Raw genomic sequence first — 13189 nt, 5'->3', positions numbered from 1 at the left:
GCTAGGAGGGCTGCCCGCCCTGGGGGACCGGGGCCCCGAGGGCGACACCGGTCAGGCAGAGCGGGGCCGTCGGGTCGTTCATCACGATGTTCATGCCCCTGCTCACCCCGGTCACCGGGAAGTGGACGAGCCCGCCCGAGGTCTCCTTCAGGCTGAGCACGATCCGTTCCTCACCGACCTCCACGGTCACCGAGACCGGCCGATCGGAGATGTAGGCCAGCGCGCCCGCGGTGGCCTTCCCCCCGAAGGAGATCGCGTCGGGGAAGAACGCGGTGCCGTCCAGGGTCGGCATGCACCGCTCGCCCTCGCCCCGGGCGGCGAAGAAGCCGAAGACGCTCATCGGCACCAGCTTGCCGTCCTTGTCGAAGACCCGCGCCTCCTCGGACGGTTCCGGATGCGTCATCCTGACCCGTATGGCCGGGCGGGCCAGCGGAGCGAGCAGGTGGCTGCTGAGCCGCCGTTCACCGTTCACCGGCAGCACGATGTCGTCGGGGAGCGGGGTCGGATAGATCACCACGTTCTCCGGCGCCGCGGCGAGCTGTTCCCTCGCCGTTTCCAGGTAGGCCCGGACCCGGTCGCCGGTGAGGGTGTCCCGATAGGCCCCGATCGAGACCATCGACAGGATGAGGTAGGCGCCCGAGGTCAATCCCGCGACCAGGGAGAGCGAGGACGGTGCGGGCAGCGCGCGCCGGTAGGCACCGCTCTCCCCCTCGACCGGCAGCAGGGCGAGCCCCAGACAGATCGCCAGGATCACGACGGCGTCGGCGACGTAACGGGTCTCCAGGCCCACCAGTGACGTGTAGCTGCCCCGGGCGATCACCGTGGGGACGGCGTCGGCGAGCAGCAGGTAGCCGGCCAGGACGATCCAGGCCCGCAGTGCGCGGCGCCGGTGGAGGACGGTGACCACCAGCAGGGTCGCCAGGATCACCCAGGAGCCGATGACGAGGGCGTCGGAGGGCTCGGCCAGACCGCCGACCGCGGTCGGCGACCAGTCGATCGGGCCACCGATCGCCCCGCTGGGGAACGTCCGGCCCAGCAGGAGCGAGAGCAGTTCGGTGGTCACGTCGGGATCGGGCATCGACGCGCCCTCTCCCGGCGCGGTGCCCCTCCTGGCGAGGTAGAGGACCGTATAGGCGGCGAGCGCCAGCACGTGCGCCGACCAGAGCCGCCAGTGCCGCCGTACCTCGCCGAACGCCGAGGCGATCCAGCCCGTCTCCCTCTCTCGCAGAAAGGCCGTGGTCAGGGCGAAGAGCAGGAACGTGACGAAGACCCCCTTGGTACTGAAGGCCATCCCGACCCCGCACCACGCCAGCGCACGCCAGCCGTACCGGCCGCCCTCGCCCCGGCTGAAGCGGAGCTGGTCGGTCAGCGCGAGGACGAGGACGAGCTGGAGCGGGACCGCGTTGATGGCGGCCGCCCACCAGCCGAACGCCGGGATCGCCAGCGGGGAGAACAGGATCAGGATCAGCAGCGGCAGGATCGCCGGCCGGGTGCCGAACAGGTTCCGCAGCAGCCGGAGCGCCAGCACGCTGAACAGCGCCTGCGCGACGAACGTGACCCCGGCCACCAGCAGCCAGTCGTAGGGCGCGATGCGCGAGAGCACCCAGGTCAGCGCGAGGGCGCCGGGCATGAAGTGGCCCTTGTGCACCCGGGTCACGAAGTCGAGGGTGAGGTCGCTCCGGTAGGCGTCGCCGACGAAGAGCAGGTCGTCCTCGACGAAGTAGGAGTCACGCAGGATCAGCAGCCGCAGCACCAGCGATGCCACGATGAGCAGGGCGGCGCCGAGCAGCACCGGGCTGCGGAGGGCCGCCAGCCAGCCGGGCAGCACGATCCGCAGCGCCGGTGGCTCCGGCCGCTCCGGCCGTTCTGTCTCCGTGGCCTCCACTGGCCCTCCCCTGCTGATCCCCGTGTTCCGGCGGAACACCCTACGATCGTGAAAAGTTCGCTGGCGATGCGGTGTTATGCTCCGCCCCACCTGGTTTGTTCTACTCCGTAGAGGAGCAGCGTTGGAGACCCACCCGGCATCGTTCCGTGCCACCCTGGGCCGGTCTGTCGCCCTGCTCAGCGGTTTCCGCAAGGAGCAGAGCGACCCGGACTTCTTCTACGGCATGCTGGCCAGGGACACGGTGGCCCAGCTCGCCTCCTACACCGAACTGGACGGCGCGCTCGTCGCGGACGTCGGCGGCGGCCCCGGCTACTTCACGGACGTGCTGCGCTCCGTGGGCGCCCGGCCGGTCTGCGTGGACTGCGACGCGGGCGAGATGATGGCCCGCCAGGGCGCCGCTCCGGAGGGCGCCGTGCTGGGCAGCGCGCTCGACCTGCCGCTGGCGACCGGCTCGGTGGACGTCTGCTTCTCCTCCAACGTGCTGGAGCATGTGCCGGAACCGTGGCGGATGGCCGACGAGATGGTCAGGGTGACCCGTCCCGGTGGCGTGATCTATCTGTCCTTCACCAACTGGCTCTCGCCCTGGGGCGGCCACGAGACCTCGCCCTGGCACTATCTCGGCGGCCACCGCGCCGCCGAACGCTACACCCGCAGGTACGGTAAGCCGCCCAAGAACCGCTACGGCGAGAGCCTCTACCCGGTCTCGATCGGCGCGGCGCTGCGCTGGGCGAGACGGCAGCCGGACGCCACGGTCCTGGACGCCCTGCCCCGCTACCACCCGCGCTGGGCGACCCCGGTGATCCGCGTTCCCGGGCTGCGCGAGATCGTGAGCTGGAACCTGCTGCTCATCCTGCGCCGCCACTGAGCACCCCCTCCGGCACCGCCATGCCGAGCACCACCGCGCGCAGGCAGGTCCCGCCGTCCTGGACCGATATCCGTACCGGCCCCGAGGCGACCCCGGCCGGTAGGTAGACCCGGTCCCGGTCGGCCCTGAGCGGGACCTCGGTCCGCCACCCGCCCCTGAACACCGTGGCGCGCGTGTCCCTCGGCACCCGGTAGTCGATGCGGAGGATGTTCCCCGCGCGCCCGTCGGGCAGATCGGCGACGGCGGTGCGGTCGCTCACCGGCAGGCAGCCGCCGTCCCCGGCGGTCATCTGGGCTCCGAAGACCGCGGCGGGCACCAGATGGCCGCGATCGTCGAAGGTCATCGCACGATGAGCCACACCCGGGTACCTGATCCGCTCACCGAGAGCGCCTTCGGCGAGCGGGCTGAGCGCCCGGGAGGTCAGCCGGTCCTCGACGGCCTGCCAGGGGAAGAGCATCCTGTCGGGTATCAGCGCGGGGTAGACACCCGTCTGGGGGTCGAGCCCGGCCAGGTCCGCGCGGGCCGCGTCGAAGTAGGCGCGGTTGCGCTCGCCCGGCAGCCCCTGGGCGAATCCCGCGGCCGACACCAGGGTGAGCGCCACGTAGGCGCACGCGGCGGGAAGAACGAACGGCGAGACCGCGCCGTTCCCTGGCGAGTCCTGCCCCGGGGGCCCGGCTTTCCGCCACGGCATCAGGACCAGGGCCAGGCAGACGGCGAGCACCGGCGTCGCGTCGGCGATGTAGCGGCTCTCGAAGGCGTGCTGCGCCGACCCCGACCGGCTGAACATGATCAGCAGTGCGTCCGCGACCAGCAGGTAGCCCGCGGCCAGCGCCCAGGCACCGGCCGCCTCGGGGCGCCTGCGGCAGGTGCTCACGACGACGATCGCCAGGACCAGCCAGGCCACGATGACCTCGACGGCCCGGTGGGCGACCAGGGGACCCGCCGTGGTCTCCGCCCCCCAGCTCAGCGGGCCGCCCACGAGCAGCGTCGGCACCGTGCCCCCGAGGAAGTCCCCGAGGTACTCCACGGCCGTGTAGAACTCGGGGAGCGCGAACCCCCGCCCGCCGCTCCGCCCCGAGGCCAGCAGGTACCCGGCCAGATAGGCGCCGCCCACCACCAGGTAGGCGAGCCAGAGTCCCCAGTGCCTGCGCACCGCCCCGGCCAGGCCGTGCTCGCGGGCCAGCAGCAGCACCGTGAACAGCAGCAGCACCGGCGGGATGAGCAGCGCCTTCTCGAAGAAGAGCAGCCCGGCGCACGTCCAGGCGATCCCGGTGAACGCGTGCCCGGCGCGGCCGGTACGGATCAGCAGCAGCTGGGAGCGGATCGCCATGATCATGGCGATCTGCAGCGGCAGGATGTTGAGCGCCGCCGCGAACCAGGTGCCGGCCTGGAAGTTGGCGGGCGCGAACAGGAAGAGGGTGAACGGGACGAGGATGAGCGGCCTGGCGCCGCAGAGCAGGCGCAGCAACCGGTAGAGCGCCACGGCCGCGCCCGCGTACAGCGCCATGATCACGATCGAGACCAGGCCCCAGTCGTAGGCGGAGATCGCCGTCAAAGCCCGGACCAGGGCGAGGGCGCCCGGCATCAGATGGCCGATGTGCACCCGGAACAGGTGGTCCCGGCCGAAGGGTTCGGCCAGCGCCCTGCCGACGAAGACGATGTCGTCCTCGGCGAAGTGGGAACGGCTGAGCAGCCACCCCTTGACCACGAGCCCGGCGAGCAGCAGAAGCAGCGCCGCGACCGTGAGCCCGTGCCGCCGGGTGAACGGACTTCGCGTCCAGCCGGGCAGCCGCAGCTCCACCTCCACCTGGCCGCCGCTCATCCGCGCTCACGCTCCGATCCGGCACCGGCGGCACTGGGAGGCCACACCCGCTCCATGACGACGCCGACGGGCTTGGGAGGCCACACCCGTTCCATGACGACGCCGGCGGACTGAGCGGGCTCGGCGAGCTCGGCCGGCCCCGGACCGGCACCGGCAGGCTCCGGAGCCCGGGGAGGTCTGCGGCGACGCAGGCCCCAAAGCCCCAGCAGGAGTCCGGCGGCGAGGAAGACGGCGGGCAGCAGGTCGCGGACGACGAGGACCCAGCGGGTGAAGGCGCGGACATCGGAGACCCTGACCTCGACGTCCTCCTCGGACATCACCAGGTCGGCCCTGAGACTCTCCCTGCGCTCGATGTTGTCGGGGGTGCGCAGTCCCTGGCGGTGTCGTTCCTCCACCTTCACGGTCAGGCCGCTCTCCGGTTCGACCCAGAGCGTGCGGGTCACCTGGGCGTAGCGGGAGACGCCGATGGCCCGCCAGGCGGGCAGCCCCAGCACCTTTCCCGGGAACTGCTGGGGGAAGTCCTCGATCTTCACCGGGCCGGCCGTGTAGGTGTAACGGTAGGTCCGCAGACCGTTGATCTGCTCCTGGCGCTCGTAGTGGAGCGGAACGGCCAACCGGAGCGTCGTGTCGTACATCGGGTACGAGCGCGGCTCGGCGCGGAACGGCAGGCGGAAGGCCAGGCCCGACTGCCGGGCTTCGGGGTCCTCGTCGACATAGCTCTCGCAGCAGTCGACGGCCATCCCGGTACGGCGGTCGAAGGCGGTCCGGCGCTCGTGGTAGTCGATCCTGTTCCCGGCGGCGGTCGTCAGCGAGGTGAACTCCACCCACACCGCCACGTTGGCGTTCCCGGCTCCCGCGTCCCCGCTCAACGTCGTGGTGGACACCAGCGGGACGCCGGTGTGCGCGGTCAGCGTGCCCGTGTCGAAGTAGTCGGCGTCCTGCGCGACCATCCGGTAGGTCCTGCCCTGCTCCAGCGGCAGGACCAGCACGCTCTCGTAGACGTAGAAGCGGAACAGGGCGGCGAGCGTGAGCAGGAAGGCGCCCGCGCCCACGAACACCGTCCGTGGGATCCTGGCCTGGGTCACCGGCCCACCACCACCGATTCGGACTCGGGTTCGGGCCTGCGGGCCGCCGTGCGGCGCGGCGGAGCGGGCGACGCGGCCGGGGCGTGATCGGGAAGCGCGGCCGTCAGCCAGGCGAGCGCCAGCAGACAGAGCACCTGCGGCACCACACCGGTCAGCGGCCCGGTGAACGCCTCGGTCGCGTCGACCCCGCCGTAGAAGGTGCCGGCGGCGAGCGCGAGACCGGCCAGGCCGAGCGGCACGGCCGACGCCCAGGGGGTGGCCACCACGCCCGCCAGGCCGGGGAGCACGCCGAGCCGGGCGTGCCTGGCCTGGGCCATCGCCCCCAGCCAGGCGAACAGGACCGCCGCCCCGGTGACGATCGCGGCGCCCGCGAAGCCTCCGGCCCACAGACCGAGGAGCGGGACGAACGGCCAGACCCAGAGCGCCCGGATCGCGGCGGGCCCCGTCCCCGGCGACCGGGCCGGCCGGGCGGGACGGATGAGCGCCAGCGCCACCACCAGCAGCACCAGCGTCCAGCCGCCGGCCAGCGCCGTGCGGTAGGTGAAGTCGGGCTCGTAGCGCATGGTCACGACACCCTGGCCGGCAGGCAGCTCCCACGCCTGCCGCCAGCCGTCCAGCCTGACCGGCTTCAGCTGCCTGCCGTCGAGGGACGCCTGCCAGCCGACGTTGTGGTTCTCGTTGACCACCAGGTAGGAGGGGACCGTGGTGGAGACCTGGACCTGACGCTCCCCCTGCCCCCACACCCGCGCGGTGGCGGGCGTGGCCGCGACCGCGCTCCGGGTACCGTCGCCGGACGCCCGCACCACCATCGACTCGATCCTGAAGGCGTCGCTGGGGGACGCGCTGATCCGCGCCTCCCCCGCGCCCAGCTCGACCGGCTCGCAGGTCCGGTAGCCGAGCGGGCGGCCGTTGACCACGTCGTCCAGCGTGCCCCCGACGATCTCCGTGGCCGCCGGGTTGCCGTTCACGGTGAGCGTGGGACCGTAGCCGCAGGGCAGCCTGAGCGGGAAGGACGCCAGGGAGCCGATCGGTTTCACCCCCGGAATGGTGATCTCCGATACCTCGACCGTCCGGGACGCCGGGGCGATGAAGCCGATCTCCAGGCGATCGGCGCGGATCGGTGCGAAGGAGACGCGCCCGTCGGGGCCGACCCAGCCCTGCGCGGTACGGCCGCCGCCGCGCACGCTCACCTTGATCGGCGGCTGCCCCAGGAACGAGTCCGGGAAGAGGACCATGATCTGCGAGATCGTGATCTTCTTACCGAGCTTGACGGTCAGCGTCGGACGGCGGTCGCCGGTCTGGGCGTACCAGGCCGTGTCCAGGTCGCCGTCCATGGCCGCGCGGCCGAGCACGGCCGGGTGGTCGACCAGCGTGGAGGAGGCGCTCACCTGGGGGTAGACGCCTGGGATGGTGGTGAGCAGCTGAGCCGAGGCGGGGTCGGTGAGCACCGTCCTGCCGGTGACGGCGCGTTCCCCGGCGTCCCGGACCGTGAAGGTGCGGTCGAAGCCGGAGCCGTCCTCGCCGGTGATCTCCAGGGACGGCGAGCAGGTCCAGGTCGCCGAGCCGTGCATGCACGGCGACGCGGTCCCCTGGCGGGTCAGCAGCACCGTGCCGGGATCCCGCTCGCCGTCGGCGGGAACGACGATGCTGCGCGTCGCCCGCACACCGGGAATCGCGACCTCGGTGATGCCGACCCGGGTGCCGACCCGCGACGCGGGCTCCGAGGCCAGCTTGGTGACCCGGATCCGCAATCGGGAGGTCTTGCCGGCCGGCGGGTTCAGCAGCTGCGGGTCCGCCGAGTCCGCGACCGGCACCAGGCGCGTTCCCGCGTCGGTCTCCAGGGCGACCTCCGCCACGGCGGGCCCGAGCCTCCCCCTCTCGAACGCGACGGTGATCCTCGGCATGTCGACGGGCTCGACGAGGCGTACCTCCAGCCACTCCCCGACGGCTCCACCCCAGCCGTCGGAGCGCCATCCGGTGCGCGGGTCGGCGTCGAACGCCGCGTACGGCTGCCGTCCGGGGTCGCGCCGGTCGGCGGCCCCGATCTGCGACTCGGCGGAGGAGGCACGCACGTCGAGGACGCTGGAGTAGCGGGCGGTCGCGGTGGCGGCGGTCCAGGCGGGGTCGGTGAGGTCGCTCTCCCTGCCGCGTTCCAGCGGCTGGTCCTCGGTGAGCGTGGCGGTGCCGATCCGGCGCAGGTCACCGAAGACGATCTCGCGGCGGCGCAGCGTGTCGGTCATCACGGTGTGCTCGGGGGACGTCGCGCCCGCGCCCGGCTCGTCGCCGACCAGCATGGGCCGGTCATCGTCGAGCAGGCCCTCCTCGGCGAGGGCCAGCGCCGCCTCCGGGGCCCCGGTCACCCTGAGGGTCCCCTCGCGGGGCACCGTGGCGACGAGCGGCGCGGGGTCGGGGACCGCGTAGACCTCCAGCGCCTGGTAGGGCTGCTCGAACCAGCCCGCGGCCGTCGTGCTGGCCCTGGTGCCGAGCTCCGGGCCGAAGGCGGCGACCCGTTCCAGGCCGGTGGACTCGGTGATGGTCTCGTGTACTCGCGCGGGCCAGGCGGTGCCCAGGCTCTCCCTGGCCAGGTCGTTGCGGACGAGCAGGTAGGTGACCCCCATCCGGCGCAGCGCCGAGGTGAGTCCCGGTGAGCCCCTGCCGGTGGCGAAGCGCTCGTCCACCGCCTGGACCAGCCTGGCCAGTCCCGGCGACCCCCAGGGGACGTTGGTGTGGGTGGCCCAGCGCACGGTCAGCAGCGACTGCATGGGCTCGTCCATCGGACGGCCCCACAGGTACTCGCCCCGGCGCGACCCGGGGGCGGCCAGCACCATGCCGTCCCCGGTGTTCCGGTTCAGCCAGGTCGCGGCGTCCCGCCAGTAGGACGGCACATCCTCGAACGCGCCGGTCGGGGTGACGCCCGCGGTGGCGACGGGCAGCGCGCCGAGTGCGACGAGGACCGCGGACGCCGCGAGGACGGGTCTGCGCAGCCGCGCGGGACCGGCCAGTGGCAGGGCGGCCAGGCCGAGGGCGAGCGGGAGCCGCAGTAGCGCGTCGAACTTGTGCAGGTTGCGGAAAGGGGCGAGGGGACCGTCCAGCAGCGCCCTCACCTGCTCGGTCCACGGGTGGGCGAGCACGTCGGCGTGGCCGGCGGAGACGATCACGACCCCGGCCAGCAGGCTGATCGCGAGGAATCCCCGCTCCGGGGTGGAGCGGGCGGCGATCCCGGCCAGGCCGAGCCCGGCGACCAGCGCGGTCAGCGCGATCATCACGGGTCCGGTCGCCTGCTCGAACGCCGCGGGCAGGAACGCCGCCCCGTCGACCGGCAGGAACGCGATCCAGCCCGAGGTGCCGCGCAGGACGTTGATCAGCGAGGTGACGTACGTGGTGGCGTCGGCGGTCTCGATGAAGGGCAGGAAGGAGAAGATGTAGCGGCCCATCACCAGCAGGGGCAGCAGCCACCACATCGACACCGCGCCCACACAGCCCAGCCACCACAGCAGCAGGTGCCTCCTGCGGGGTCCTCGCTCACGGGTCAGCAGGTACAGCAGCGGCACGACGAGCACGGCGAGCACGGCCACCGCGTTGATCCCGCCGGCGAACAGGAGGGCCAGCGCCGACAGGGCCGCCGCCCTGCGCGGGCTCGCCCGCTGCCCGGCACCGTGCACGAGCGGCAGCAGGATCCAGGGCAGCACCGCGCTCGGCTGGAACTCCGAGGAGTTGACCCCGATCAGCGTGACGGCGTGCGGCGCCAGGGCGTAGGCGAGCCCGGCCAGTACGCGGGTGACGGGGGTGCCGATGTCCATCGCACGGGCCACCCGCTCGACGCCGACGAACGCGGCGCACAGGACCAGGGTCATCCACAGGCGCTGGATGTTCCAGGGGGGCATGTCCAGCGCCTCGAAGAGCGCGTAGAACGGGCCCATCGGGAACAGGTAGCCGTGCGCCTGGTTCTGCAGGTGACCGAAGAACGCGCCGTCCCACAGGTGCATCGCCCGGGCGAGGAAGCCGAGGGGGTTGAGCGCCATGTCGAGCTTGGTCTCGGAGATGACCTGGCCGGGCGAGGTGTTGAACGCGATGGCCCCGAGCAGGAGGCAGCCGGCCAGCAGGTGCAGCCGGTGTCGAAGCCGGGCGGGCCCGGTGTCCGTGCTGTCAGGGGTCAATGCGGTGCTCAAATGGGGTCGGTCTCACCCATGGCGAGATGGAGGTCGGGGGTCCTGACCGGCGAGCTCACCGCGCTCACGGGCTGCTGTCGGCGGGCGGCTACGGCGAGCTCTGTGGCGATAAGTCTGGTTATAGTAGCGCCAGTTCTTCCCCAGGTGAACTCGCCCGCCCAGGTCCGGCAGGCCTGCTGGATCGCCGCGCGCCGCACGGGGTCGGCCAGCTCCCCGATCGCCCGGTCCACCGCGTCCGCGAGCGTCTCGCCGTCCCGGACCAGCCAGCCGGTCACCCCGTCCTTGATCGAGTCACGCAGCCCGGCCACGTCGTAGGCGACCGTGGGCACGCCGAAGGCGGCCGCCTCGATCACGGTGAGACCCCAGCCCTCGAACTCCGAGGCGGTCACGTTCAGCAGGGCCGAGCCGAGCACCGCGTTCTTGCCCGGCTCGCTGAGGAACCCGTGCAGGTGCACGCGGTCGGCGACGCCGAGCTTGGCCGCCACCGCCGCGAGGGCGTCGGACTCAGGTCCGCGGCCCACCACGTGTACCCGCAGCCCCGGACGGCTCTCGGCCAGCTCGGCCGCCAGGCCGACGACGCGGTCGACCCGCTTGTGACCGACCAACCGGCCCAGGTACACCACGGCGGGGTCGCCGGGCAGGGGATGCCGCGTGACCGAGCGGGCCGCCGGGCTGCCGTTGGGGACGACCTGGATCGGGGCCAGCCAGCGCAGCCTGGCGCGGAGGTCCGTCCTGGAGGACTCGGAGACCGTGATCGTGGTGCGGCGGCGGTAGAGCAGCCGGGCCACCGGCCCCTCGATGAAGCAGCCGATCCTGGCCAGCCAGGAGGGCAGGAATGCGTGGAACTGCCGGTCGTGCACGTGATGCACCAGGCAGATCACCGTGGTGCGGCGCCGTACCACGAGGGGGGAGAAGAACGGGATGCCGTTCATCGAGTCGATGACCACGTCGAAGCGGCGGCGGTGCAGCAGCAGCCAGAGCGGCACGAGCAGGTAGACGAGGTAGCGGTTGCCCATCCTGCGCAGCTCGACGTCGTTGCGCCGTTCGGCTCTGGCCTGGCCGGGCTCACGGCCGGTCACGAAGTGGACCAGGGCTCCCTGGGCGATCAGGTAGCGGCTGACCTGCCAGGCGTACTCCTCGGCGCCGCCGGCCGCCGACTGCTGTGGCTCGCGAAAGTTCAGCACCGCCACCCGGACCCCGCGCAGGGACGTCTCGGGGGTCTCGGTGACCTCCATGCTCAGGTTGGGCCACGATGGGTTGAACAGACGGGGTCCGGCGTTCACGTTCCCGCCGGAAAAGGCCACGGTGTCGGCCACACTGTCTCCTCGATCCTCTACGGCGACGCGCGCCCGGCTCGGGGCATGGCGGAGCCACGCTCCGTACTGCCATTGGTGTTCAGCCTGAGCGGCTGGGGAAAGACCGCGTCCGAGGGGCCCTTGTCCGGCCCCTCGGATCACCTGTCGCCGTAGTTGTACAGGGGCCGGTTGGGCGGCTCCGGTGTGGGGGCGGCCACGTTCACCACTGCCACGGAGGCACCCACCGCAAGCACCGTGCCAACGGCCAAGGCTGCGATCACTCGTAACACTGAGCTCTCCCTCCAGAATTCGGACAGTGTGCCGAGAGTAGAACGTGATTCATCTCATAAGCCATAGCTTTGGGGAAAATGTGACAAATAAAGTTACCAACGGGTAGTGCGGAGGTCTGGGGATACGCCCAGCTCAGGAAGGTGCGTCAAGGCGCAGCAACCGGAGTTCGGGCCCGCGGAAGACGGTCGTGGCCCCGTGGAGCGAGTCATCGCCCCCCGGGATCTGGAACGGGTTGTCGCTCCCATGAATAAGAACATAACGGACATTCAGTCCTGATAGTGCCGCTATCCGCCCACCCGGCTCGACACCCAGCGCCGCCTCCACCCCGGCGGAAGCCGGATCCTCCGCCGCGACCCGCAGTCTGCCTCCGCCGGGCAACCCCACCAGCAGCGCGTCGTTCCAGAGCACCCGGCGCCGGAACATCTTGGTCGCGGGATCGAGGATCACCCGGTCGTCGTTCCAGCCGAACGCCCGGTGCGCCCCCCACGGCAGCGAGAGCAACGCCCCCGGCGCGGGGTCGGCGTTCACGATCGCCTGGACCTCTCGCCACTCGTCCGGGTAGTCCACCGCCGACAGCCTGCCGAACGCGCCGAGGGCGAAGGTGGGCAGGACCAGGACCGGGACGGCCACCGCGACGGCCGTGACGGCTCGCGAGTTCCAGCGCGCGACGACCGCGGCCAGGCCCACCGCCTGCAGCAGGACGAACGGGGCGAGGTACAGCTGCCCGTCGCGGAGCGGCCCGAACCCGGGCCACCAGCCGATCAGGCCGCCCAGCATGCCGGGGGCGAAGGCCCCCGTCAGCGCCACCGCGAGCCCGGCCACCGCCGCCACCGCAAGCCCAGCCCGGGGCGGCCCAACCGCCCCGGCACCGTGACGCGCCGGCGAGCCCGGCAGGCGGGCGAACCCCCAGACGGCGACCGCGGCGAGCAGCAGCCGTACGATCGCCGACCACCAGGTCTCCTGGCCGGGCAGGACGGCATGGGCGTTCCAGATCCCGCCGAGCGAGAGCAGGCTGCCGACCGTACCCAGTGGGCCGTCGGCCCTGGCCGCGAACGCCCAGGCCCCGGCCGGATCGGTCGCGGCCCGGCTGCTCAGCGCGGGCACCAGCCAGGGCAGGCTCAGCACCGCCATGACCAGCGCGACCTCCAGCACCCGCCGGACCCGCACCCTCCCGGCGGGCGTCGCGGCCCCGCCGGCGGCCGTCGCCGGTACTCTCACCGGCGCCGTCGCCGCCGTCGCGAGCAGGGCGGGCGCGGCGACCAGCATCGCCTGGAATCCGCCCACCGCCGCCGGGAGCAGCGCGGCGACCAGCCGCGACCGCCCGCCGAGCACCACCGCGCGCACCGCCCAGGGCAGTCCGGCGACCCCCAGCAGCAGTGCCCACTGGCCGAGCAGGAGCCGCTGGGCGAGGTAGGCGTTCCAGCTGTAGAAGGCCGCCGCCGCCAGGCGGGGCCCCAGCCTCCGGGAGGGCGCCAGCGCGGCCGCGCCGGACGCGGCCAGCACGAAGACACCCAGCAGGACGACCTTCTGGACCACCTGTTCGGGGACGACCCGGGACAGGAGCGCGACCACCAGGTCACTGGGCACCGCCCGGGGAAACCCCTCCCCGGGCAGCACCGGCGGCGGGTCGGGCACGAACACCATGTCGTACCTGAGCACGAACCCCGGTCCCAGCGCGGGCCAGAGCGCGAGCAGCCCGAACAGCAGGCCGAGCAGGGCGGGCGCGAACCGCTTCGCCGTCTCGCCCCACTCGCCGCCCATGCTGACCGACTTTATG

At 72.6% G+C, this 13189-nt stretch carries 7 protein-coding genes; 1 reads left to right on the top strand and 6 read right to left on the bottom strand.

Going from position 1 to position 13189, the window contains the following annotated elements:
* Position 1: 1 nt before the first annotated feature.
* A complete protein-coding gene (locus tag AB0K21_RS03290; protein WP_343973664.1) occupies positions 2 to 1885 on the bottom strand; it encodes a hypothetical protein in 1884 nt (627 codons plus the stop codon).
* A 121-nt stretch (positions 1886 to 2006) separates the two neighbouring features.
* On the opposite strand from AB0K21_RS03290, the gene AB0K21_RS03285 reads away from it, so the two are divergent.
* Complete coding sequence (locus AB0K21_RS03285; RefSeq protein WP_343973667.1) at positions 2007 to 2750, top strand: class I SAM-dependent methyltransferase; 744 nt, start codon at positions 2007 to 2009, stop codon at positions 2748 to 2750.
* Here AB0K21_RS03285 and AB0K21_RS03280 read toward each other — a convergent pair.
* The 5 genes from AB0K21_RS03280 to AB0K21_RS03260 all read right to left on the bottom strand — a co-directional run bounded on the left by AB0K21_RS03280 (position 2731) and on the right by AB0K21_RS03260 (position 13173).
* Positions 2731 to 4572, bottom strand: coding sequence for a hypothetical protein (locus AB0K21_RS03280; RefSeq protein WP_364147410.1), 1842 nt, complete (start codon positions 4570 to 4572; stop codon positions 2731 to 2733). The two genes, AB0K21_RS03285 and AB0K21_RS03280, sit on opposite strands and share 20 nt — an antisense overlap.
* Positions 4569 to 5657 (bottom strand): DUF3068 domain-containing protein, encoded by a 1089-nt coding sequence (locus AB0K21_RS03275; RefSeq protein ID WP_343973673.1) that lies wholly within the window; start codon positions 5655 to 5657, stop codon positions 4569 to 4571. The genes AB0K21_RS03280 and AB0K21_RS03275 overlap by 4 nt, the downstream gene beginning before the upstream one ends.
* Positions 5654 to 9826, bottom strand: a complete 4173-nt coding sequence (locus AB0K21_RS03270) for an alpha-(1->3)-arabinofuranosyltransferase family protein (protein WP_343973676.1) — start codon at positions 9824 to 9826, stop codon at positions 5654 to 5656. Before AB0K21_RS03270 ends, AB0K21_RS03275 begins: the two co-directional genes overlap by 4 nt.
* On the bottom strand, positions 9823 to 11142 hold the full coding sequence (locus AB0K21_RS03265; RefSeq protein ID WP_343973679.1) for a glycosyltransferase family 4 protein: 1320 nt from the start codon (positions 11140 to 11142) through the stop codon (positions 9823 to 9825). The genes AB0K21_RS03270 and AB0K21_RS03265 overlap by 4 nt, the downstream gene beginning before the upstream one ends.
* A 402-nt stretch (positions 11143 to 11544) precedes the next feature.
* On the bottom strand, positions 11545 to 13173 hold the full coding sequence (locus tag AB0K21_RS03260; protein ID WP_364147405.1) for a hypothetical protein: 1629 nt from the start codon (positions 13171 to 13173) through the stop codon (positions 11545 to 11547).
* Positions 13174 to 13189: the final 16 nt, after the last annotated feature.

This window comes from Streptosporangium sp. NPDC049248 (assembly GCF_040678965.1).
Classification (GTDB): domain Bacteria; phylum Actinomycetota; class Actinomycetes; order Streptosporangiales; family Streptosporangiaceae; genus Streptosporangium; species Streptosporangium fukuiense.
The sequence above is the reverse complement of the archived record's forward strand: the minus strand, read 5'-3'. Positions and strand labels throughout refer to the sequence as shown.

Excerpts from the sequence above, each read along its gene's own strand:
- AB0K21_RS03280 (WP_364147410.1), bottom strand. The coding sequence starts at position 4,572 with ATGAGCGGCGGCCAGGTGGAGGTGGAGCTGCGGCTGCCCGGCTGGACG.
- AB0K21_RS03260 (WP_364147405.1), bottom strand. The coding sequence starts at position 13,173 with ATGGGCGGCGAGTGGGGCGAGACGGCGAAGCGGTTCGCGCCCGCCCTG.